22 protein-coding genes and 1 tRNA gene are annotated in these 20995 nt (G+C 69.1%); 11 read left to right on the top strand and 12 right to left on the bottom strand.

Going from position 1 to position 20995, the window contains the following annotated elements:
• Positions 1 to 7 precede the first annotated feature (7 nt).
• A complete protein-coding gene (locus nbrcactino_RS05515) occupies positions 8 to 1105 on the top strand; it encodes an IS630 family transposase (protein ID WP_371864484.1) in 1098 nt (365 codons plus the stop codon).
• A gap of 162 nt (positions 1106 to 1267) precedes the next feature.
• Here nbrcactino_RS05515 and nbrcactino_RS18475 read toward each other — a convergent pair whose 3' ends face one another.
• From nbrcactino_RS18475 to nbrcactino_RS05505, 3 genes are all read right to left on the bottom strand, one after another.
• Positions 1268 to 1582 (bottom strand): WXG100 family type VII secretion target, encoded by a 315-nt coding sequence (locus tag nbrcactino_RS18475; protein WP_371864483.1) that lies wholly within the window; start codon positions 1580 to 1582, stop codon positions 1268 to 1270.
• Between the two features lie 44 nt (positions 1583 to 1626).
• Positions 1627 to 1698: transfer RNA gene (locus tag nbrcactino_RS05510), tRNA-Gln, on the bottom strand.
• 73 nt (positions 1699 to 1771) lie between these two features.
• Entirely contained in the window at positions 1772 to 2527 is a 756-nt protein-coding gene (locus nbrcactino_RS05505; protein ID WP_161926445.1) for an SDR family oxidoreductase, read from the bottom strand.
• Between the two features lie 113 nt (positions 2528 to 2640).
• Between nbrcactino_RS05505 and glmU the strand changes: the two genes are divergently transcribed.
• Genes glmU through arsC form a run of 3 tightly spaced genes read left to right on the top strand, consistent with a single transcriptional unit; the run spans position 2641 to position 5481 of the window.
• The gene (gene glmU, locus nbrcactino_RS05500; RefSeq protein ID WP_161926444.1) at positions 2641 to 4128 is read left to right on the top strand and encodes a bifunctional UDP-N-acetylglucosamine diphosphorylase/glucosamine-1-phosphate N-acetyltransferase GlmU; all 1488 of its coding nucleotides are present in this window, start codon (positions 2641 to 2643) and stop codon (positions 4126 to 4128) included.
• A gap of 34 nt (positions 4129 to 4162) precedes the next feature.
• Positions 4163 to 5140: a ribose-phosphate diphosphokinase gene (locus nbrcactino_RS05495; RefSeq protein WP_161926443.1), complete on the top strand. Its 978-nt coding sequence runs from the start codon at positions 4163 to 4165 to the stop codon at positions 5138 to 5140.
• A 2-nt stretch (positions 5141 to 5142) separates the two neighbouring features.
• Positions 5143 to 5481 carry an arsenate reductase (glutaredoxin) gene (gene arsC, locus nbrcactino_RS05490; RefSeq protein ID WP_161926442.1) on the top strand — a complete coding sequence of 113 codons (339 nt, stop codon included), beginning with the start codon at positions 5143 to 5145 and terminating at the stop codon, positions 5479 to 5481.
• Between the two features lie 27 nt (positions 5482 to 5508).
• Here the strand turns inward: arsC and nbrcactino_RS05485 are convergent, their stop codons facing one another.
• The 6 genes from nbrcactino_RS05485 to nbrcactino_RS05460 are packed head-to-tail and all read right to left on the bottom strand — an operon-like array spanning position 5509 to position 11184.
• The gene (locus tag nbrcactino_RS05485) at positions 5509 to 5970 is read right to left on the bottom strand and encodes a limonene-1,2-epoxide hydrolase family protein (RefSeq protein ID WP_161926441.1); all 462 of its coding nucleotides are present in this window, start codon (positions 5968 to 5970) and stop codon (positions 5509 to 5511) included.
• 50 nt (positions 5971 to 6020) lie between these two features.
• A complete protein-coding gene (locus nbrcactino_RS05480) occupies positions 6021 to 6758 on the bottom strand; it encodes a hypothetical protein (protein WP_161926440.1) in 738 nt (245 codons plus the stop codon).
• A complete protein-coding gene (locus nbrcactino_RS18120; protein ID WP_228460693.1) occupies positions 6755 to 8386 on the bottom strand; it encodes an ABC transporter ATP-binding protein in 1632 nt (543 codons plus the stop codon). Before nbrcactino_RS18120 ends, nbrcactino_RS05480 begins: the two co-directional genes overlap by 4 nt.
• Positions 8383 to 9198: a hypothetical protein gene (locus nbrcactino_RS05470; protein ID WP_371864552.1), complete on the bottom strand. Its 816-nt coding sequence runs from the start codon at positions 9196 to 9198 to the stop codon at positions 8383 to 8385. The genes nbrcactino_RS18120 and nbrcactino_RS05470 overlap by 4 nt, the downstream gene beginning before the upstream one ends.
• 5 nt (positions 9199 to 9203) lie before the next feature.
• Positions 9204 to 10232 carry a hypothetical protein gene (locus nbrcactino_RS05465; protein WP_161926439.1) on the bottom strand — a complete coding sequence of 343 codons (1029 nt, stop codon included), beginning with the start codon at positions 10230 to 10232 and terminating at the stop codon, positions 9204 to 9206.
• On the bottom strand, positions 10225 to 11184 hold the full coding sequence (locus tag nbrcactino_RS05460; protein ID WP_228460691.1) for a hypothetical protein: 960 nt from the start codon (positions 11182 to 11184) through the stop codon (positions 10225 to 10227). Before nbrcactino_RS05460 ends, nbrcactino_RS05465 begins: the two co-directional genes overlap by 8 nt.
• 285 nt (positions 11185 to 11469) lie before the next feature.
• On the opposite strand from nbrcactino_RS05460, the gene nbrcactino_RS05455 reads away from it, so the two are divergent.
• From nbrcactino_RS05455 to nbrcactino_RS05440, 4 genes are all read left to right on the top strand, one after another.
• Positions 11470 to 12108 (top strand): 50S ribosomal protein L25/general stress protein Ctc, encoded by a 639-nt coding sequence (locus tag nbrcactino_RS05455; protein ID WP_161926438.1) that lies wholly within the window; start codon positions 11470 to 11472, stop codon positions 12106 to 12108.
• Between the two features lie 15 nt (positions 12109 to 12123).
• Positions 12124 to 12693, top strand: coding sequence for an aminoacyl-tRNA hydrolase (gene pth / locus nbrcactino_RS05450; RefSeq protein ID WP_161926437.1), 570 nt, complete (start codon positions 12124 to 12126; stop codon positions 12691 to 12693).
• A gap of 70 nt (positions 12694 to 12763) precedes the next feature.
• Positions 12764 to 13834, top strand: coding sequence for a beta-ketoacyl-ACP synthase 3 (locus nbrcactino_RS05445; protein ID WP_161926436.1), 1071 nt, complete (start codon positions 12764 to 12766; stop codon positions 13832 to 13834).
• 127 nt (positions 13835 to 13961) lie between these two features.
• Entirely contained in the window at positions 13962 to 14981 is a 1020-nt protein-coding gene (locus nbrcactino_RS05440) for a beta-ketoacyl-ACP synthase III (protein ID WP_161926435.1), read from the top strand.
• 6 nt (positions 14982 to 14987) lie between these two features.
• On the opposite strand, the gene nbrcactino_RS05435 is transcribed toward nbrcactino_RS05440, so the two are convergent.
• Positions 14988 to 15704 (bottom strand): siderophore-interacting protein, encoded by a 717-nt coding sequence (locus tag nbrcactino_RS05435; RefSeq protein WP_161926434.1) that lies wholly within the window; start codon positions 15702 to 15704, stop codon positions 14988 to 14990.
• A 39-nt stretch (positions 15705 to 15743) separates the two neighbouring features.
• Positions 15744 to 16229, bottom strand: a complete 486-nt coding sequence (locus nbrcactino_RS05430; RefSeq protein ID WP_161926433.1) for an MTB12 C-terminal domain-containing protein — start codon at positions 16227 to 16229, stop codon at positions 15744 to 15746.
• A gap of 155 nt (positions 16230 to 16384) precedes the next feature.
• On the opposite strand from nbrcactino_RS05430, the gene nbrcactino_RS05425 reads away from it, so the two are divergent.
• Genes nbrcactino_RS05425 through nbrcactino_RS05415 form a run of 3 tightly spaced genes read left to right on the top strand, consistent with a single transcriptional unit; the run spans position 16385 to position 19856 of the window.
• The gene (locus nbrcactino_RS05425) at positions 16385 to 17134 is read left to right on the top strand and encodes a TetR/AcrR family transcriptional regulator (RefSeq protein WP_161926432.1); all 750 of its coding nucleotides are present in this window, start codon (positions 16385 to 16387) and stop codon (positions 17132 to 17134) included.
• Positions 17131 to 18762 (top strand): peptide chain release factor 3, encoded by a 1632-nt coding sequence (locus tag nbrcactino_RS05420; protein WP_161926431.1) that lies wholly within the window; start codon positions 17131 to 17133, stop codon positions 18760 to 18762. The genes nbrcactino_RS05425 and nbrcactino_RS05420 overlap by 4 nt, the downstream gene beginning before the upstream one ends.
• Positions 18762 to 19856 (top strand): hypothetical protein, encoded by a 1095-nt coding sequence (locus nbrcactino_RS05415; RefSeq protein ID WP_161926430.1) that lies wholly within the window; start codon positions 18762 to 18764, stop codon positions 19854 to 19856. Before nbrcactino_RS05420 ends, nbrcactino_RS05415 begins: the two co-directional genes overlap by 1 nt.
• Positions 19857 to 19874: 18 nt before the next feature.
• Here nbrcactino_RS05415 and nbrcactino_RS05410 read toward each other — a convergent pair whose 3' ends face one another.
• Positions 19875 to 20876, bottom strand: coding sequence for an enoyl-CoA hydratase/isomerase family protein (locus nbrcactino_RS05410; RefSeq protein ID WP_161926429.1), 1002 nt, complete (start codon positions 20874 to 20876; stop codon positions 19875 to 19877).
• Between the last annotated feature and the right edge of the window lie 119 nt (positions 20877 to 20995).

Genomic DNA, 20995 nt, shown 5'->3' with positions numbered 1-20995 from the left:
ATAGGGTGTGGCTAATCGACCTGCTCCTGCTGTGACGTTGCGTGACGGCGACCGTGCTGTGCTCGAATCGTGGACGAGGTCGTCGACGGTGCGGGCGTCGGCGGCCAAGCGTGCGCGGATGATTCTGCTGGCTGCCGACGGTGTGCCGAATCTGCGGATTGCCGAGCTGGTGGGCTCGAGTCGCACGACGGTGATCGCGTGGCGTGAACGCTATCTCCAGGCAGGTCTGGACGGCCTGTCGGATCGGGACCGGCCGGGGCGGCCGCGGCAGCTGGATCAGGACGCGATCATCGTCGCCACCTTGACGCCTCCCCCGAAGAGCCTGGGTGTGACGCACTGGTCGACCCGGATCCTGGCCGCCCGGCTGAAGGTTTCGCCGGCATCGGTCGCGCGGGCCTGGAGGAACTATGGCATCAAACCGTGGAAAGCCGAATCGTTCCGATTCTCCACCGACCCCGAACTGGTCGGCAAGGTCACCGACATCTGCGGCTTGTACCTGAACCCGCCAGAGAATGCGATCGTGCTCTGCGTCGACGAGAAGTCCCAGATCCAGGCACTGGACCGGACCGTGCCGATCTTGCCGATGCAGCCCGGGCGGATCGAGCGCCGCTCCCACGACTACTACCGGCACGGCACCACCACCTTGTTCGCCGCCCTGGACATCGCGACCGGGAAAGTCACCGCCGCCCTCAAACCCAAGCACCGCCATCAGGAGTTCCTGGCCTTCCTCAAACAAGTCGAACGGGCCCACCGCGGCGCCGTCGACGACACCGGCATGCCAGTCGAGCTGCACCTGGTGATGGACAACTACTCGGCGCACAAGCACGCGAACGTCAAGGCCTGGCTGGACAAGCATCCGCGGATCGTCGTGCACTTCACGCCCACCCACGCCTCCTGGATGAACCTCGTCGAGGCCTGGTTCGGGATCGTCGAACGACAAGCCATCCGCCGCGGAGTCTTCACCTCCGTCAAGGACCTCAACACCAAAATCCGCGCATTCATCGACGGCTGGAACCCCAGAGCCCAACCATTCATTTGGACCAAGACCGCCGACCAAATCCTGGACAAAGCGAACCGCCCAACAACTTCAAACTCGCGCCACTAGCTGCGTTGCCGGCGTAACCCGACCAGGTCCAGGGACGAAAGACTTCCGGGTTGGCCAACGGCTTGCCGAGCAGTTCACACGTCTGTTTCCGTTGCTCAGTGATCCCGAAGACCCGCTCTACATCTTCGGGCCGCCATCGCCGAATGAGGTAGGGAGGCATGGTTAGTCCAGATTCAAGCGAGCAGACTTGCCTGCTACAACATTGAAACGCCGCGTGTTGTCCTGTTCTTGCCTCTCATAGCGATACCCGGCCGCACGTATCGAGTCACCAAAGTCCTCGACGTTGTCAGTGATCGTGCGCGCCGATGATGACCACTCGGCAAAGCATTGGTTCAGTGCAGCGCGGCTACGAGGACCCCACTGCTCGATAGCAGCGACCAGCTCGCGATTCTGAGCGGCGAACTCTCGGCGCGCGTCCTCGGCACACCCGCAGAGCTGGTTTCCATATCGGACCAGCTCTTCCGGATCAACTCTCAATTCGCCCTAGTCAGCCATGCCTCGCTCCCATCTGCTCACACTTGCTCCGCCGCCAGGACTCGAACCTGAAATGCCTGAACCAAAATCAGGAGTGTTGCCAATTACACCACGGCGGATTGGGACGGCCCCGAAGATGCCGCCGTGGAGATTCTGCCACAGCGGCACCGACGGGGTCGGAGGAGATTCCGGTTAGTCCTTGGGACCGCCCGCGACGTAGATGACCTGGCCGGAGACGAAGCCGGCCCCCTCGCTGGCGAAGAACGAAGCGGTGTGCGCGATGTCTTCGGGTGCACCAACGCGGTTCACCGGGATCGCCGCAGCGCTCATCTTCTTGAAGTCGTCGAAATCGACACCCATGCGTGCCGCGGTCGCCTGCGTCATCTCAGTCTCGATGAACCCGGGCGCGATGGCGTTCGCGGTGACGCCGAACTTGCCCAGTTCGATCGCCAGCGTCTTCGTGAAGCCCTGCATTCCGGCCTTCGCGGCGGAGTAGTTGGCCTGACCGCGATTCCCCAGCGCCGAAGTGCTCGACAGGTTCACGATGCGGCCCCAGCCGGCGTCGACCATGTGCTTCTGGCACGCGCGGCTCATCAGGAAGGCCCCGCGCAGGTGAACGGCCATGACCGCATCCCAGTCGTCGACGGTCATCTTGAACAGCATGTTGTCGCGGATGATGCCGGCGTTGTTGATGAGCACGACGGGCGGGCCGAGTTCGTCGGCGATCTTGTCGACTGCCGCAGCGACCGAGTCCTCGTTCGAAACGTCGGCACCGACCGCGATAGCCTTGCCGCCCGCTTCGGTGATCGCCGCGACGGTGTCCGCGCACGCGTCCGCGTCGAGGTCCAGCACCGCGACCGCGAGTCCGTCCGCTGCCAGCCGCTTGGCAACCCCCGCTCCGATGCCCCGCGCCGCGCCGGTGACGATCGCTACCTTCTGTCCGCTCATCGAGCTCCTCCATCCATGTCTTCTCCGACACGGTCCTGCGAACCGTGCGGCCACCACGTTATCGGGTTGCGTAGGATTTGTTCGTCGTCCATTCACCGACATTGAGGACGCTGATGACGGAAACCGGCCAACGCGCGATCATCGTGCTCGCCGCGGGTGCGGGTACCCGCATGAAGTCGAAGACCCCGAAGATCCTCCACGAGATCGGCGGCCGATCACTTGTCGGACACGCGCTCACCGGCGCGGCCGGGATCGGCCCCGACTATCTGGTCGCCGTCGTCAGCCACGAACGCGAACGCGTGACGGCGGCCATCACCGACATCGCGGCCGGCCTGGACCGCGAGATCCTCATCGCCGAACAGGACGTGCCGCTCGGCACCGGGGATGCCGCCCGGGCAGGACTGAGCGCACTCCCCGACGACTTCACCGGCACCGTGGTGATCACCGTCGCCGATGCGCCGCTGCTCGACGGACCGACGCTCTCCGCACTCCTCGACGAGCACGACGGCAGTGCCGCCGACGAGCCTGCTCAGCCCGCGTCGGTCACCCTCACCAGCTTTATCGCCGACGACCCGACGGGTTACGGCCGCATCGTCCGCGACGACGTCGGTCGGGTCACCGCCATCGTCGAGCACAAGGACGCCGACGACGAGCAGCGCGCCATCACCGAGGTCAACGCCGGCATCTACGCCTTCGACGCCGCGACACTGCGCGACGCGCTCGGTTCGCTGTCCACCGACAACGTCCAGGGCGAGTACTACCTGACCGACGTCGTGGAGATCGCGAACGACGCGGACAAGCCGGTGCGCGCCCACATCGTCGATGATCCCGCGGTCGTCGCCGGCTGCAACGACCGCGCCCAGCTCGCGGACCTCGGCGCCGAGCTGAATCGGCGCACCGTCCGCCGACACCAGCTCGCCGGAGTGACGATCGTCGACCCGTCGTCGACGTGGATCGACGTCGACGTCACGATCGCACCCGACGTGCGCATCGAGCCCGGTGTCCAGCTGCACGGCCGGACCAGCATCGAGACCGATGCCGTCGTCGGGCCGGATTCCACCCTCACCGACGTCGCCATCGGCGCCGGCGCCCAGGTGATCCGCACGCACGGATCGGATGCGCGGATCGGCGCTGGCTCGACCGTCGGCCCGTTCGCCTACCTGCGCCCGGGCACCGAACTGGGTGCCGACGGCAAGATCGGCACCTTCGTCGAGACGAAGAACGCTCAGATCGGCACCGGCTCCAAAATCCCCCACCTCACCTACGTCGGCGATGCGACGATCGGCGACCACAGCAACGTCGGCGCGTCGAGCGTCTTCGTGAATTACGACGGCGAGAACAAGCACCGGACCGTCATCGGATCGCACTGCCGCACCGGCTCGGACAACATGTTCGTCGCACCGGTGACCGTCGGCGACGGGGCCTACACCGGGGCCGGGACCGTCGTGCGGCAAGATGTTCCCCCGGGGGCGCTCGCCGTCTCCGCAGGCGAGCAACGCATCATCCGCGGCTGGGTGGCAAAGAAGCGACCCGACTCGGCCGCGGCACGTGCCGCGGCGGAGGCCGAAACCGAGCCGAACGCCTCGACCACAACCGAATAGCCAGCCCCACCCCTCTAGCAAGATTGAGAATGCCATGACCTGGACCGTCGACAACCGCAAGAACCTGATGCTGTTCTCCGGGCGCGCGCACCCCGAGCTCGCCGACACCGTGGCGGACGAGCTGGGCATCAAGGTGACGCCGCAGGTCGCGCGCAACTTCGCCAACGGCGAGATCTTCGTGCGGTTCGAGGAGTCGGTGCGCGGATCGGATGCCTTCGTCCTGCAGAGCTGCCCCGCACCGCTCAACGAGTGGGTGATGGAGGCGCTGATCATGATCGACGCCCTCAAGCGCGGTTCGGCCAAGCGGATCAGCGTGATCCTGCCCTTCTACCCCTACGCTCGCCAGGACAAGAAGCACCGGGGCCGCGAGCCCATCTCGGCACGCCTCATCGCCGACCTGATGAAGACCGCGGGCGCCGACCGCATCATCACCGTCGACCTGCACACCGACCAGATCCAGGGCTTCTTCGACGGCCCCGTCGATCACATGCACGCGCAGGGCCAGCTCGCCGAGTACGTCCGCGAGCAGTACGGCACCGACAACATCTGCGTCGTCTCGCCCGACTCGGGCCGCGTGCGCGTCGCGGAGAAGTGGGCCGACGCGCTCAACGGCGCCCCGCTGGCCTTCATCCACAAGACGCGCGACCCGCTGGTGCCCAACCAGGTGAAGTCCAACCGCGTCGTCGGCGAGGTCGAGGGCCGCACCTGCGTGCTGATCGACGACATGATCGACACCGGCGGCACGATTGCCGGGGCCGTCAAAGTCCTCAAGGACGCCGGTGCGGGCGATGTCATCATCGCGACCACCCACGGCGTCTTCTCCGACCCCGCAGCCGAGCGCCTGGCCAACTGCGGCGCCAAGGAGGTCATCGCGACCGACACGCTGCCGATCCCGCCGGAGAAGCGTTTCGCGAATCTCACCGTGCTCTCGATCGCCCCGCTGCTGGCCCAGACGATCCGCGAAGTCTTCGAGAACGGCTCGGTGACCAGCCTGTTCAACGGCAGCGCATAACGATGACCACGATCTACCACAATCCGCGTTGTTCGACGTCGCGCAAGACGCTGGAGCGGTTGCGCGACGCGGGGATCGAGCCGACGGTCGTGAAGTACCTCGACGAGGGCTGGAGCCGCGAGCAATTGGTGAAGCTGTTCACCGATGCGGGACTCACCCCGGGTCAGGCCGCACGCAAGCGCGAGGCGCTTTACAAGGAGCTGAATCTCGCGCAGGCTTCCGACGACGAGATCCTCGACGCGATGGTCGAGCACCCGGTGCTGGTGGAGCGTCCGTTCGTGGTCACCGCCAAGGGCGCGCGCCTCGCCCGCCCGATCGAGCAGGTCGACGAGATCCTCTGAGCGGTTCGCCGCCGCGTCCGACTGGGGCTATACCGGACGAAGCTGGTGGTCGCCGTCGTCGGTCAACGACCGGATCGGCTTGACCGCATCGGGGAACACCAGCCCGACGACGGCCCGGGCCATCGCCTTGGTGCAGTCGAAAAAGTCGAAGTAATCGCGCCAGACGACGATCTTGCCGTCGCGGATCTCGAAGTGCCCGCACACCCAGAACCGCAGGCGCAGCGGCCCAAGACTCAACAGGTCGATCCGCTCGTTGAGGACCTTGTCGCCGTCGGCCGCAGCCGTGAGTATCTCCGCGTCGAAGTGGACGAGCCGTCCGTTGAGCGCGCGCATGACCCGGGAGAACAACTGCTTGCCCCGGACGGCGGGGAAACCCACGTTCTCGTACAGGATGTCGTCGCCGACGATGGCGAGCGCGTCGTCGACGTGGCCCGACGCGAGGTCGCGCAGGAACTGGGTGGTCAGCTCGACTGGATCGGTGGTGGCCATGTCTCCACCTAACTACGGCGACTCGGCCGCAGGCAACGGGTGCGGGCGAATCAGTGATCCGACGCCGCGAACACCCGCCACCCCGCCAGGGCGGCCACCGCGACGACGATCGCGAATCCCAGTGCACCGACTGGCCATCCCAGCGTGGTGTCGACCTGGTCGCTGCCCGCGGCTCGCGCGACCAGGGTTCCAGGCCCCGATCCGACGACCCAGCGTTGCGCACCGCCGAGCGCCGGACCGAGTGCCTGGGGGCCCAGCAGCACGACGATGAGCGCGACGGCCGTCGTTATCGACCCGCGTAGGACGAACCCCGCCGATGCTCCGACAAGGGCCACACCGCCGCCGATGACGGCGACGGCCGCGACCGCCCACACCGGCCCGGTGTCCACACCGGACGGCGGCGCGGCGAGGACCACGACGATCAGCGCGGCAACCGCGGACACCGCCATCGCCACCGCGGCGACGGTCGCGACGGCGAGAAGTTTGGCCGTGTAGAAGGTCGACCGCCTTGGCACGATGAGCAGGCTGGAGACGATGGCCCCCCGCTCGTACTCGGCCGTCGTCGCATACGCACCCCATAGCGCGAAGATGAGAATCGGGATCGCAGCGGCTGAGACCGCCACCCGGACCGCCGTCGTCGACTCCAGCGAGTCGGCGCGGCTGAGCACGATCAGCGCGGTCAGCGGCGTGGCGACGATCCCGATGCCCAGACCGACGACCAGGGCAGGTGTTCCGGCGATCTTTCGCAGCTCGGTCAGCCATGCCGGGCGGACTCCCCCTGCGCTCACAGCTCGCCCACCTCGGCCAGGTACCGCTCTTCCAGACCGCCGGCTCCTGCCGCCCACACCGCCGCGGTTTCATCGACGGTCACCGTCCCGTCGACGAGGACGACGACGCGGTCGGCCAGCGCCTCGACCTCCGACAGCAGATGTGTGGAGAGCAGCACCGTGCGCCCGCTGCTGGCGTACCGGATCAGCACCTCGCGCAGCCACCGGATCGCGCCGGCGTCGAGCCCGTTGTGCGGCTCGTCCAGGACCAGGACGTCGGGCTCGCCGATCAGCGCGGCGGCCAGGGCCAGCCGCTGACGCATGCCGAGCGACAGCTGGCCGATCCGCGCGTCTGCATAGTCCGCCAGCCCGACCAGCCGCAGTGCTCGCGCGGTCGCCTCGGCGTCCAGCCGACTCGCCGTCGCGACGAGATCGAGATGGCCGCGCACCGACCGGGACGGCGCATACGCATCGACGTCGAGCACGGCGCCGACCGCCCGTGCAGGCGCCCGGTAGTCGGCGAGCTGTCGGCCACCGATGCCGACGCGGCCCGACGTGAGCGGTTCGAGTCCGAGGACCGCGCGCAAGACCGTCGTCTTACCCGCCCCGTTCGGCCCGAGAAGCGCCGTGATCTCCCCTGGCCGCGCCGAGAAGGAGACCCCGCGCAGCACCGCGACGCCGGCCTTGACCTTGACCGCCGACTCGACGGTCAGACCGCCTGCCTCGACCGCGACGCCGGCACTAGCGGACACGCGCACGGCCTTGCCCTTGGGCGAGAACCGAATGCGCTCACCCGGTCTGGCCAGCGATGCGACCGTCTGCCTGCCGCCCTTGGCATTGCGGATCATCTGCGCCTGCCAGGCGACGAAGCACACCGCCTGCGGCGTCGACGCCCAGCGCTGCAGGATCGGAGTCAGGTCTCTGGCGATGTTGCCCTCCAGCGCGAGCAACTGCCGCCGGTACGGGCCGTAGAACGGCAGGATCGCCTCAAGGACGACCGCCAGCACGGCTTGGACGCGCTCGATCAGCGGATTGATCCACGGCAGGTTGCGCGTGATGATCGGCTCGATCTCCGCCAGCAACGGGCCCGCGATGCTGAGCACCGGCTGGTACACCGAACCGAGCGCGAAGGCCTCCGACATGAACGGCCCGGCCATCGGCGCCAGGTTGATCATCGACGACAAGCCGCCCAACTGCTCCGGACGGGGCTCCGGCCAATCCGGGCACTTGGTGGTCGGTCGCCAGTCCTGACCGTCCGGTCCGGTCACCAGCGGTGCGCCGGGGAGCCCGCCAAGGGCGCCCGGCGTTGCCGGGGAGCCGGGTGTTCCGGGCGCCGCCTGCCCCGGAGTGCCCGGTGCCGGTGCGCCGCCGGGCGCCGGAGCGTCCAGCTGCGGCGACGGCAGGTCGCCGCCCGGAGGAGCTGGAACGACCCCGGCAGCACCGGAGGGCGGGAGCGCCAAGGGCGGAACGGCCACCGGTCCACGTTTCTCCGCCGCCCGCTTTGGTGCGTTGTCAGCGGTGGCCGAGACGACGTGATAGCCGGAATCGGCCGTTCCCGACGCCTGCAGCGCGGACGCCGAGGCGGTCAGGATCACGACGACCGCCACGGCGCGGGTGACCAGCACCCCTCTGCTTGCCCGGGCGCTCATCGGTCGCCCCGACCGGCCGAGTCGGCGGCCGCCGACGGTTGCGCCGCGGTGGGCTCGAAAACACCCTCCAGATGCCAGATCCCGGTGAAGCCGTTGAACGGTCCGCCTTCGATGTGGCTGGTCCAAGTAAGGACGAATCGGTTCTCCTTGTCGAGTGTCCCCGACGCCGAGTCACCGGTGACGTTGGCCTTCGTCGGCACGTCGAGCCACTTGTTCGCCACCCAGTCCCACGCGCGACCGGCCGCCTGACCTCCGGGAGCGACCGCGCCCGTGCTGTCCACCGGCTTCGGCGCACCCTGGTTGAACTCCTGCCCGTTCCACGACGCCGCCCACGACGACAGGTCCGCGGTGAGCTTTCCGTCGCTCAGCGTCACCGTCGGCGGAGGCAATTGCGTGCGCGTCTGCGGGTCGGTCTGGTTGGTCGAGATGCCGAACCGGACCGCGAAGAACTTCGTCGGCTTGATGACCGCGTCGGCGAAGGAATCGCCGTTGGACCCGAAGGACGGGCTCGGTTCCGACTGGTAGGCGCCGGTGCGCAAACCACCCGAGGTACCCGGCTCCAGCAGGGTCGCGCGGCCACCGTCGGCGGTCGAGTTGCGGTTCTCCATGTACGGCCCGTTCTCGACGGTGCCACCCGGCTGGAGCATCCGGAACCAGGTTCCGGTCAGCTTTCCGCCGCCCTGGTCCGCTCCCGGGGTGAAGCGGAAGAGGCCGACGAGTTCGCCGTCGCCGACGCCCGAGCCGGACGAACAGGCCGAGATGCCGGAGGCGACCAGCGCCGCCGCGGCCACGGCGATCACCGCCCTGGTGATTCGGTTCACGGGAGTTTCCCTTCTTTCGTACGCACTCCGAGAAGTGCGAGACCAACGGCTCCGGCGCCCGCCGCCAAGCACGCAGCAGGCAAGAGCTGCCAGCCGGTGACACCGGGGATCGGCGAGAGACGGCCCAGTGAATCGAGCGCCCGATAGTTGGTGATGTTGTCGTTGATCTGGCCGACGAGATCGGCAAGATCACGTGAAGCCTGCGGCCAACCGGCTTTGAGCCGGTCGAGCTCGGCGGCGTCGGCGGCGGCCAGTCGGACCCCGGACCCGGGATAGCCGGTGTCGATCTCGCCGACCGCCCCCACGACGATGACGAAATCCGATTGGAGGGTGCGCACCTGCTGTTCGTTCATGATCACCCCGAACCGGTCGACGAGAGCCTGCGCCGGGGCCGCGCTCGTCCACACGCCGCTGGTCAAGACGAAGGCCATCAGGCCCAGTCCGGCCGCCGACGCCACCACCGCGCCGAACCGGGCACCCCGGGTGTCCGACGAGCGCAGCGCGACGCCGCCGCCGACGGCGGCCAGCCCGACCACGACGAGCAGAAGCGGCACCCGGTCGAATCCGCCGATGCCGGCGAGTCGGTCGAAGTCGCCGGTGCCGGCACGCACCGAACCGATCAACTCCGAACCGCGGGCGTCAATCCCCGGTGCCGCGTCCCGATAGGCCGCGACGCCCGGATAGTGCCGGTCGTCGACCCGATAGCGGTCTCCGATGCGGTGCAGTGTCGAAGCGCCGTCGCGCAGGAACACCAGGTCGGCGTCGTAGCGGGCCAGGCTGTCGGGAGCCATCAGCGGTTCGAATCGGTCGAGCAGCTGCGCCCCGGCGGCCACCTTGGCGAACAAACCCAACACGAACGGCGCGGCGACGACCACCAGGCCCACCCCGATCAGGGCCGTCGCCGGCCAGCGCCGGCGGCGCACCCGCGGGGCGCGCGGCACCGCCGGGGCGGGCGGCAGGTCGAGTGCCGCCGGCTCGGGTTCCGCCAGCTCGAGTCCGGCGGGGTCGGCGACCAGCTCAGTCATGCGCGCTGTAGCGCCGGACAAGCCGGTCGGCGTTGGTCAGCAAGGCCGTCGCCAGGGCGACGATCGCGAGCAGCGTCGCGATCCCGGCGGTGCCCTGCCAGAAGCCGCGGTTCGTCGGGGCCACCGTGATGGTGTTGTTCACCACCGGGGGCGCCGCGGTCACCGTGACCGGGGCCCCGGGGGCCGCCGGCGCCCCGGGTACGGCGGGCGCACCGGGCGCACCGGGTGCGGCCGCGCCCCGCTGACCGGGGGCCGCTGCGGCGCCGGTGGCCGTGGCCCGCCCGGTCAACCGCCAGAGGCCGGTGAAGTTGTTGAAGGGACCCCCGACGATCTGACTGGTCCACTCGATGGCGTAGTCACCGGTCTGCGGGTTGTACTTGCCGCGCACGGGCGAGGTCTTGCCCGGCAGCCCGCCGCCGGGCTTGGGCGCACCCTGGTTGAAAACCTGCTTGTTCCACGTCACCCCGAACGCGCTGAGGTCACCGGTGACCTCGCCACCGCTGTGGTAGAGCACGGGGGTGCCGGCGCGCTGCCGGGTCTGCGGGTCGACCTGGTTGGTCGCCGTGGCAAACCCGACGCCGTAGAACTTGACCGGGCGGGTGACGCTGCCCGACAGGGCGTTGCCGGCCGCGTCGAATGCCGCCGCCGGCTGCGGCTGGTAGGCGCCGCTGCGCAGCCCGCCGGCCGATCCCGGGGACAACGGGGTGATCGTCTTGTCCGAGCAGGCCGAATCGCCGTTGGCCAGGAACGGCCCGGCCGTGGTCCCGGCGGGCAGGATCATCCGGAAGTAGGAACCGGTGACCGTGCCGCCCGAACAGGCGCCCGGGGTGATGGCGAACAACCCGTTGATCGGCGTCGGTGCCGCGCTCGCCGCCGGCAGGCCCACCGGCCCGACCGCCAGCCCGGCGGCGGCGGCCACCGACACGGCCGCGCGCATACGAAATCCCAACATGTCCACTCCTTGCTCCCCCTGGCGGACGCGAGACTGCGCGCACCATCGTTCGGGGGCCAAGTGTGGTGATCACCGGCCTGAGCAGACAAGGTTAGATTCGCCAAGACGCTAATCCACCCGCTACGCTGTACCGGTTGTCACGGCGAGGGTGGCGGCGGCGCGAGCCGCGAGACCACCGTTATCGGCGCGACTGAGACAGTCTTCCTGCGTTCGCGCAGATGCTCCTCGGTGTGTGCCCGTCGTGTGCCGCACAGAACCAATCGTTTTGGAATGAGGAGAACCACCATGGCCGCATCTGCGCCGAAGCTGTCCGCCACCCTGCGCGAGGAGAAGGGCAAGGGCGCCGCCCGCCGCGCCCGCCGCGCCGGCAACGTCCCCGCCGTCCTGTACGGCCACGGCGAGAAGCCCCGCCACCTCGCGGTCGCCGCACTCGACTTCGCCGCGATCCTGCGCAAGAACGGCACCAACGCCGTCGTCGACCTCGACATCGACGGTGAGAGCCAGCTGGCCCTCACCTGGCAGGTCGACGTCCACCCGATCAAGAGCTACCTCGAGCACGCCGACTTCCTCATCGTCCGCCGCGGCGAGAAAGTGACCGTCGACGTCCTCGTCGTCGTCGAGGGTGACGCCCAGGGCGGCACCGTGGTCACCCAGGACGCCAACACCCTGCAGGTCGAGGCCGACGCCCTGTCGATCCCCGAGCAGTTCACCGTCTCGGTCGAGGGCGCCACCCCGGGCACCTCCATCCACGCCTCCGACGTGGGGCTGCCCGCCGGCGTCACCCTGGTGTCGCCGGAGGACACCCTGGTCGTCGCCGTGCACGAGGCCAAGGCCGCGGCCGAGCCGACCGACGAGGCCGAGGGCGGGGCAGCCGCCGAGGGCGGCGAGGCCGCCGAGGCTCCCGCCGAGGACGCCGGCGAGTAAGTCGGGACCACCGGCGTGAAACTCGTCGTCGGGCTGGGCAACCCCGGTCCCCGTTACGAGAAGACTCGCCACAACATCGGTGCCATGATCGTCGACCACCTCGCCGCCGAACACGGCGCGAGGTGGTCGACGCACAAGCGCTCCGGCGCGGAGACGGCATCGATCACCCTGGGTGGCGAGTCGGTCCTGCTCGCCAAGGCCCGCAAGTTCATGAACGAATGCGGCGCCAACCTGGGGCCGCTGGCGAAGTTCTACTCGATTCCCCCGGCCGACGTCGTCGCACTGCACGACGAGCTGGACATCGAATTCGGCCAGGTCCGCCTCAAGTTCGGCGGCGGCGAGGGCGGCCACAACGGTCTGCGCTCGCTGACCTCGGCACTGGGCGGCCGCGACTATTCGCGGGTCCGCCTGGGCATCGGCCGTCCCCCGGGGCGCCAGAATCCGGCCGACTTCGTCCTCAAGCCGTTCGCGGCCCGCGACAAGGACGCGGTCGCCCTGTTGATCGCCAACGGGGTCGAGGCCACCGAACTGCTCATCGCGCACGGCCTGGAATCCGCCCAGAACACCGTCCACGCGTGGGGCTGAGTTCTACCCGCCAGTAACCTGAAGGAACACCATCGGCCGCCGCCCGGCCGAGCGCGACAAGGAGTGCATCGTGGCAAACCTCGCGGCAAATCCCGCCCGAACCAATGTGGCCATGCTCGGGATCGGCGCCTGCCGGCCCAAGCGGCTGGTGAGCAATGACGAGGTGTGTGAGGTTCTCGACTCCTCCGACGAGTGGATCTTCGAGCGCAGCGGAATCCGCAACCGCCGCTGGATCTCCGGTGACGAATCGGCGCGCACCCTGGCCGCCACCGCGGCCGAACGCGCCATCACCAACGCCGGCATCGACCGGGAGAAGATCGGCGCGCTGATCCTGGCGACCGGCAGCTGGAAGACCAAGATCCCCCACGGCGGCCCGATCATCGCCTACGACATCGGCCTCAACGGCATCCCCGCCTACGACGTGGCCGCGGGCTGCGGCGGCTTCGGCTACGGGATGGGCATCGCCGCCGACACCGTCCGCGCCGGTTCCGCGGAGTACGTGCTCGTCGTCGGCGTGGAGACGATGTCGGTCGTCATGGACCCGACCGACCGCGGCACCGCCTTCATCTTCGGCGACGGGGCCGGCGCCGTGGTGATCGGCCCGAGCGAGGAGAACGGCATCTCCCCGGTGGTGTGGGGTTCCGACGGTGAGCACGCACAGGCCATCTCGCAGAATTACGACATCCCCGAGTACATGGACCGCGCCCAGGAGTACCAGGGCAAGGACCCGGCCACCGACCCGGTCGGGCGCATGGTCGTGACCATGGAGGGGTCGGCGGTGTTCCGCTGGGCCGCCATCACCCTGCCCAAGGCACTCACCTCGACGATGGAGCTCGCCGGCGTGAACACCTCCGACATCGAGGTGTTTATCCCGCACCAGGCCAATGCGCGCATCAGCGAGCTGATGAAGAAGAACCTCGGCTTCCCCGACGACCTGCCGATGGCCAACGACATCGAGAACACCGGCAACACCTCGGCGGCCTCGATCCCACTGGCGATGGAGGAAATGCTGGCGACCGGCAAGGCCAAAGGCGGCCAGACCGCCCTGCTGCTGGGCTTCGGAGCCGGTCTGAGCTACGCCGGTGCCGTGGTCACGCTGCCGCCGAACCCGACGATCAGCAGCTTCGACGACCTGGACTGATGCCATCGGCGCCCCGGGGCGTACTTCCCAGTAACCGGGTCGCTGTGAGAACGTGGAACGCGGAGCAATGACCGCGGAACAGTCCTGCGGAAAATCAATCCGGGGGAACACGGAAGGCATCACGCACATGGTCGAATTCGCAGAGGTCACCGGGACCCGCAACATCGGGATCCTCGGAATCGGGGCCTACCGGCCCGATCGCGTCGTCACCAACGACGAGATCTGCGAGAACATCGACTCCTCCGACGAGTGGATCTACACCCGCACCGGGATCAAGACGCGGCGCTTCGCCCGCCGCGACGAGACGGCGATGGACATGGCCATCGACGCCGGCCGCAAGGCGATCGCGAATGCCCTGCTGTCCGGTTCGGACATCGACGCGGTCATCGTCGCCACCAACACGCACCTGCTGTTGACACCGGCCGCGGCCACCGCCGTGGCGACCGCCCTGGGCGCCAACGGGGTCCCCGCCTTCGACGTCACCGTCGGCTGTGCCGGCTTCGGCTACGGGATGGCCCTGGCCTCGGACATGGTCCGCGGCGGCAGTGCGACGAACGTGCTCGTCGTCGGTTCCGAGCAGTTGTCGGTCACCATGGACATGAACGACCGCAGCATCTGTTTCATCTTCGGCGACGGTGCGGGCGCGGTCGTGGTGGGCCCGACCGAGCAACAGCAGCTCGGCCCGGTGGTCTGGGGCAGCGACGGCTCCCAGTTCGACGCGATCCGCCAGGACATCGACTGGATCACCTTCCTCGACGGCGACGACCACGCCAACCGGCCCTACCTGCGCATGGAGGGCACCAGCGTCTTCCGCTGGGCCGCCTTCGAGATGGGCAAAGTGGCCCAGCGCGCCCTGGAGGTGGCCAAGGTCGACGTCAGCGACCTCGACGTCTTCGTGCCGCACCAGGCCAATTCACGCATCAACGAGCTCCTCGCCCGCAGCCTGAACCTGAACGAGAGCGCCGTCATCGCCAACGACATCGAGCACACCGGCAACACGTCAGCGGCCTCGATCCCGTTGGCGATGGAAGACCTGCTGTCCACCGGCAAGGCGAAGCCCGGCGACACCGCGCTACTCCTCGGCTATGGCGCCGGCCTGTCCTATGCGGCGCAGGTGGTCAAGATGCCGCCGGTGCCGTTCGAGTAGCGACTCCTAGCCCGGCGAGGCCTTCCCGACCCGCCAGTACCCGCAGAACGTCACGTTCGACTTGGGCACGCCCCGGTCGTTGACCAGGTGCCGGCGGACCCCGGTGGCCACCGCCGACTCGCCGACGGCGAACGCGTAGAGGCTCGGGGCGAGGTCCAGTTCGCGCAGCGCCGGCAGGGCTGCGGTCCCCGGAGCGGAGTCGGGGTCGCGGATCACCCAGTGCACCGTCATCCCCTCGGGTGCGTCCACGTCTTGGCGGTCGCGGTCGTCGAAGAGCTCGATGATCGCGTCCCCGTCGGCGTCGCGCGGCATGTCGCGCAGGATGCCGAGGGCGGCCGGCATACCACTCTCATCGGCGACGATGAGGTGCTTGCCGGCCGGCACCGGTGCCCACCCGCAACCCTGGTCGATGAGCGCGATCTGGGCGCCCGGCTCCACCGACGACGCCCACGGACCGGCCACCCCTTCGGTGCCGTGGACGATGAAATCGATGTCGATTTCGCCGGTGGCCGGATCGTACTGCCGCAGCGTGTAGTTGCGGATCATCGGACGGGTGCCCTTGGGCAGCGTCATGAATTTCAACAGCCCACCGAACCCGAACCGCTGCGGCAGGTTGTCGAGCCGGTCGCTGTCCCGAACGGGGATGGCCAGGCGGAACCACTGGTCGAAACCGGTGTACTCGAAGCGGTCCAAATCCCCGCCGCCCAGGGTCACCCGGATCACGTGCTCTCTCTTGGTGCGGGAGGGGTGTCGTGCGGCTGCTCAGTATCCCCACTGAGGGTTGCCGTTGCACCCGCCGATTTCGGCACAGGTGGCCTTCCAATCGAGCTTCCAGCGGCCATCGTCGCGGACGTAGTGCCCCTTCAGCTTCTGGGCCGGGAATCCGGCGATGGTGCCGATGATCGGCACCGACATCGTGGTCCCGGAAATCGCCGGCGCCGCGGTCGCACGGATGGTGATCGACAGCAGGTCATAGCTCTGGCCGAAGTTCTTCAACATCTTGATGTTCTTACGCAGCTGCGGCGTGTCGCCCCGGTAGCTGTTCGCCAGTTTCGGCGCCTCGCCGATCGCCGGATTCCACATCGCGACGTACTGCAGCTCGAGTTGCTTGGCGGACGGCCGTTCAGCGCGCACGTACAGGTCGCCGGTCTTGGATTGTTTCACCGTCGAGTCGGCGTTGGCCGGCGCGGCCAGGCCCAGTGCCAGCAGTAGTGCCGACAGGCAGGCCACCGTCAGTCTCGTGATCATCGTCGAGTCCCCTTGTCTTTTTCGTCCTCATCGACAAGCTCCGGGAGCGCCCGGACTGGGGTCCTCGGTAAGGCTTGCCTTAGCGACGCTAGAGCAGCACACGCGCATAAGTCAACGTGACATGTATTTCTTCTGCGGCGCGATAGCCTCGACGCATGGCACCTGCGACCGGGAAGTCGACGAGGCCGCGCGGTCGGCCCCGCATCGACGGGCCGCACCCGCCGCTGAGCCGTGACACGATCACCGACGCCGCGCTGCGCCTCGTCGCCGACGAGGGGTTCGGCGCGCTCACGATGCGCACCCTCGCCCAGAACCTCGACGTCACCGTGCGCGCCCTGTACCGCCACGTCGCCGATCGGCAGGAGGTGGTCGACCTTCTCGCGGCCCGGATCATCGACCTGCAAGCCGAGCACGTCTTCGACGTCGACGATTGGCGTGCCGGGGTCCGCCAGCTCTACCGGGGCACCCGCGAGGCCTACCGACGCATCGGCCGCGGTGTCCTGTTCGCGTTTGACGAGACCGTCACGCCGTCCGAACTCCCCGAGGGCCGAATCCTGCTCCCCGAACAGCTCCTCGCCTCCCTGACGAGAATCGGGCTGTCCCTGCCCGACGCCCTGCTCTGGCGCCAGCAATTCCTCACCGACGTCTTCGGCTTCGCCCTGCTCGTCGACTACCGCTACGACCGCACCCCCGACGAACTGCGCGTCGCCCTGGCCGCCCCGGTTCCGCCGCCGTGGCTCGATGCCCACCCCGACGCCGTCGCCCCCTTGGCCCGCGAGGCCCTTCGACTGCCGCCGCGATCGGCCGACGACCTCTTCGAGCAGACGATCGCCCGCGCGATCCGCACGATCGAAGCCATGCGGACGGCACCCCGGCCCGACACCCCCGGTATCCTCGACGGGTGAGTTCCAGCCCCGACACCATTGCGCGCGAGGTTCGTCGGCGGCGCACCTTCGCCATCATCTCCCACCCCGACGCGGGTAAGTCGACGATGACCGAAGCCCTGGCCCTGCACGCCCGCATGATCAGCGAGGCCGGCGCCGTCCACGGCAAGGCGGGCCGCAAGGCCACCGTCTCGGACTGGATGGAGATGGAGAAGGCCCGCGGGATTTCGGTGAGCTCGACGGCGCTGCAGTTCAACTACACGCCGACGGGCTTGGCCAACGACGACCCGGACCCCTCGGCACTGCCCAACGTGATCAACCTGGTCGACACACCGGGCCACGCCGACTTCTCCGAGGACACCTACCGGGTGCTGACCGCCGTCGACGCGGCCGTCATGCTCATCGATGCCGCCAAGGGCCTCGAACCCCAGACCCTGAAACTGTTCCAGGTGTGCCGCCACCGCGGCATCCCGGTGATCACCGTGGTCAACAAGTGGGACCGGCCGGGACAGACGCCACTGGAGTTGATCGACGAGATCTCCGAGCGCATCGGCCTGACGCCGACGCCGCTCTACGTCCCGGTCGGCATCGCCGGCGACTTCCGCGGCCTCTACGACCGCCGCAGCGGGAAGTACATCAAGTTCTCCCGCACCGCGGGCGGGGCCAAGATCGCCCCGGAGGAACTGCTCGACGCCGAGACCGCCGCGGCGACCGAGGCTGACGCGTGGACCGCCGCAGTCGAGGAGAGCGAATTGCTCTCGGAGATGGGCCAGGACCACGACCAGGAACTGTTCCTGGCCGGCGAGACCTCGCCGATGATCTTCACCTCGGCGATGCTGAACTTCGGTGTGCGCCAGCTCCTGGAGGCCCTGGTCTCCTACGCGCCGGCACCGGCGGGGCGGGCCGACGTCGACGGGACCGTCCGCGAGGTCACCGACCCGTTCTCGGCCGTCGTCTTCAAGGTCCAGGCCGGGATGGACTCGAGCCACCGCGACCGGCTCGCCTACATGCGCATCGTCTCCGGCGAGTTCGAGCGCGGCATGGTGGTCACCCACGCCCAGACCGGCCGCCCCTTCGCGACGAAGTACGCCCAGGCGGTCTTCGGCCGCGACCGCTCGACCGTGGACACCGCCTTCCCCGGTGACGTGGTCGGACTGGTGAACGCCACCGCGCTCGCGCCCGGCGACACCCTGTTCGACGGCCCGCGGGTCGAGTTCCCGCCGATCGGCTCCTTCGCCCCGGAACACTTCGCCACGCTGCGCGCCCGCACGGCCGGCAAGTACAAACAGTTCCGCAAGGCGATGGACCAACTGGAGTCCGAGGGCGTGGTCCAGGTGCTGCGCAACAACACCCGCGGCGATGCCTCCCCGGTCCTGGCCGCGGTGGGGCCGATGCAGTTCGAGGTCGTGACCGCGCGGATGCTCGCCGAGTTCACCGTCGAAACGCTGTTGGAACCGCTCGGCTACTCGCTGGCCCGCCGCACCGACGAGAACAGCAGCGCCGAGCTCGACCGGCAGCGCGGCGTCGAGGTGTTCACCCGGACCGACGGTGCGCTGTTGGCCTTGTTCAGCGACAAATGGCGACTGCAGTACATCGAGAAGGAGCATCCGGACTTGACCCTGGAACCGCTCGTCGCGGCGGGCGACTGATGACGCCGCGCCGCCGCCACCCGCTCGTCGCCGCCACCGCGGTGGCAGCCGCCGCGCTGGTCGCCGTGACCGCCTGTTCGGGGGACCCCGAACCCGCGCCGACCAGCCCCGATCCGTCGGCGGCCCGTCCCGGCACCCCGCGGGTCTCAATGCGTGAATGCCAGGAGATCCCCTCCGACGGACGCGTGTACCGCTCGGGGGCGAATCTGGTGTTCGAGCGCGGCTCGATGCTGGTGGCGCTCCCGAAGGACCGCCATCCCCGGCCCACGACGCCGTCGGCGGCACCCACCCCGATCCCCGGCACCCCGACCCCGCCGCCGGGCCCCGGGATCCCACCGGCACCGGTCCCGCCCACCCCGGTCCCCCCCACGCCGGTCCCACCGCCCAATGTGCTCCCGAATCCGGCACCGCCGCAGAACGTACCGGCCCCGGTTCCCCCGCCGGCCCCGGGCTATCCGCCGGCCCACCACCGCCATCACCATTCCGGGCTGAACGGCCCGTCCGGGCACCAGGCCGTCCCGGTCACCAATGCTCCCACCGCCCCCGACGCCGAGTCCGACGAATGCGTGTCGTTCCGCAAGTGGGGCAACCGCTCGCCCGAGGTACCGCCGGACGGGCTGCTCTTCACCTTCCGCGGCCGGGGCAACGAAGGCGGCCAGATCTCGTTCGCGGCCGTGGCCCTCACCGGCGGGGTGCTGCCCCCGCTCGGCCCGGTGCGGCCCACCATCGGACCGCTGGTCACCACCATCCCGGCGGACATCGGAGTCTCGCTGGGCGGCAAGTACTACCTGGCCACCGGGTGCCCGCTCAAAATCGTGGCGATGTCCTCGCATCGTGCGGCCGGACATTTCGCCTGCCCCAACGCCCTCCCGATGAAGGAAAACCCGCTCGGGCCCGACGATTCGACGCCAGACGCCGACGACGAGGAGACGCCGACCGCGGCGCCCGGGCAACCCGCACCGCCGGCGCCCGGCAATCCAGCACCGCCGGCGCCCGGCAATCCAGCACCGCCGGCGCCCGGCCATCCAGTACCGCCCGCGCAGGCGAATCCCGACGCTATCCCCCTGTCCGGGTGGTTCGAGGTGAAGCCCTAACCGGACCGGTCGGCCGGTTCAGTCCCCGACGATCCGGCGGACGACGGCCGGATCGACGTCGTCGATCGACGCCGGGGTGAAGGCGGGCTGTCGATCCTTGTCGACGAGGACGGCGCGCACCCCCTCCGCGAAATCGGGGGTCACGGTGATCTGCTCGGCGGCGTGGAGCTCCCGGTCGAAGCACTGGTCCAACGAGCTCGTCGCCCCGCGGGCGATCATGTCCGCGGTGACCACCAGACTCGTGGGCGAGCACCCGTCCATCAACGCGGCCATCTCGCGGGCCCAGTCGTCGCCACCGCGCAGCCCGCCGAGGACCGCGGGCACCGAGTCGGTACCGCCGAAGTAGTCGGCGATCGCGCGCAGCGGCAGCGGGTCGGCGGCGGGCGCCTCGTCGAAACGGGACAGCGCCTCCCCCAGCGGCACCCCGGAGCGGATCGCATCGGCGAGGTCGCCGACCGAGGCCGAGGCGACCGAGTGCGTGGCCAGCCCCACCTCGATCGCCTGCGTGCCGCGGATCCGCGCGCCGGTCAGCCCCAGCCAACGCCCGACCCCGACCGGCAGCCGCGGCAGGAAGTAGGTCGACCCGATGTCGGGGAAGAACCCGATCGCGGTCTCGGGCATCGCGACCAGCGCCTTTTCGGTGACCACCCGCACCTCACCGTGGACGCTGATACCCAGACCGCCGCCCATGGCGGCGCCGTCGATGAGCGCGACATACGGCTTCGGGAAATTGGCGATCAGCTGGTCGAGCGTGTACTCGGAGCTGAAGTAGCGCGTGATCGCCGCCGAGTCGCCGGCCAGCGCGAAGTCCCGGATCGCGCGGATGTCGCCGCCGGCGCAGAACGCCCGGTCGATCCCCGAGGTCACCAAGACGGTCGCCACCGACGGGTCGTCGGCCCACCGCTGCAAGACCGGGGTTAGATCGTCGATCATCTCCTGGTCGAGGGCGTTGAGGGCTTTCGGCCGATTGAGGACGATTTCGCCAACACCGTTGGCGACCGCGGTCATGATGGAAGACATGACGCACACCCTACCGACCTGCGATCCGATGGCGATCCCATGAGCGGCTCCGCGTGGACGTCCAGCAGCCCGGCCGGACCATTACAATGCTCATTGTCATACAGCGGTTCGCCGTGCCA

It is taken from the genome of Gordonia crocea, assembly GCF_009932435.1.
Taxonomy (GTDB): Bacteria; Actinomycetota; Actinomycetes; order Mycobacteriales; family Mycobacteriaceae; genus Gordonia; species Gordonia crocea.
The sequence above is the reverse complement of the archived record's forward strand: the minus strand, read 5'-3'. Positions and strand labels throughout refer to the sequence as shown.

Bases quoted from the DNA above. Each gene is read 5' to 3' on its own strand.
- nbrcactino_RS05455 (WP_161926438.1), top strand. From the start codon at position 11,470: ATGGCCGCATCTGCGCCGAAGCTGTCCGCCACCCTGCGCGAGGAGAAG.
- nbrcactino_RS05465 (WP_161926439.1), bottom strand. From the start codon at position 10,232: ATGACTGAGCTGGTCGCCGACCCCGCCGGACTCGAGCTGGCGGAACCC.
- nbrcactino_RS05430 (WP_161926433.1), bottom strand. From the start codon at position 16,229: ATGATCACGAGACTGACGGTGGCCTGCCTGTCGGCACTACTGCTGGCA.
- nbrcactino_RS05505 (WP_161926445.1), bottom strand. From the start codon at position 2,527: ATGAGCGGACAGAAGGTAGCGATCGTCACCGGCGCGGCGCGGGGCATC.
- glmU (WP_161926444.1), top strand. From the start codon at position 2,641: ATGACGGAAACCGGCCAACGCGCGATCATCGTGCTCGCCGCGGGTGCG.
- nbrcactino_RS05415 (WP_161926430.1), top strand. From the start codon at position 18,762: ATGACGCCGCGCCGCCGCCACCCGCTCGTCGCCGCCACCGCGGTGGCA.
- nbrcactino_RS05425 (WP_161926432.1), top strand. From the start codon at position 16,385: ATGGCACCTGCGACCGGGAAGTCGACGAGGCCGCGCGGTCGGCCCCGC.
- nbrcactino_RS05440 (WP_161926435.1), top strand. From the start codon at position 13,962: ATGGTCGAATTCGCAGAGGTCACCGGGACCCGCAACATCGGGATCCTC.
- arsC (WP_161926442.1), top strand. From the start codon at position 5,143: ATGACCACGATCTACCACAATCCGCGTTGTTCGACGTCGCGCAAGACG.
- nbrcactino_RS05410 (WP_161926429.1), bottom strand. From the start codon at position 20,876: ATGTCTTCCATCATGACCGCGGTCGCCAACGGTGTTGGCGAAATCGTC.
- nbrcactino_RS05495 (WP_161926443.1), top strand. From the start codon at position 4,163: ATGACCTGGACCGTCGACAACCGCAAGAACCTGATGCTGTTCTCCGGG.
- nbrcactino_RS05485 (WP_161926441.1), bottom strand. From the start codon at position 5,970: ATGGCCACCACCGATCCAGTCGAGCTGACCACCCAGTTCCTGCGCGAC.
- nbrcactino_RS18120 (WP_228460693.1), bottom strand. From the start codon at position 8,386: ATGAGCGCCCGGGCAAGCAGAGGGGTGCTGGTCACCCGCGCCGTGGCG.
- nbrcactino_RS05460 (WP_228460691.1), bottom strand. From the start codon at position 11,184: ATGTTGGGATTTCGTATGCGCGCGGCCGTGTCGGTGGCCGCCGCCGCC.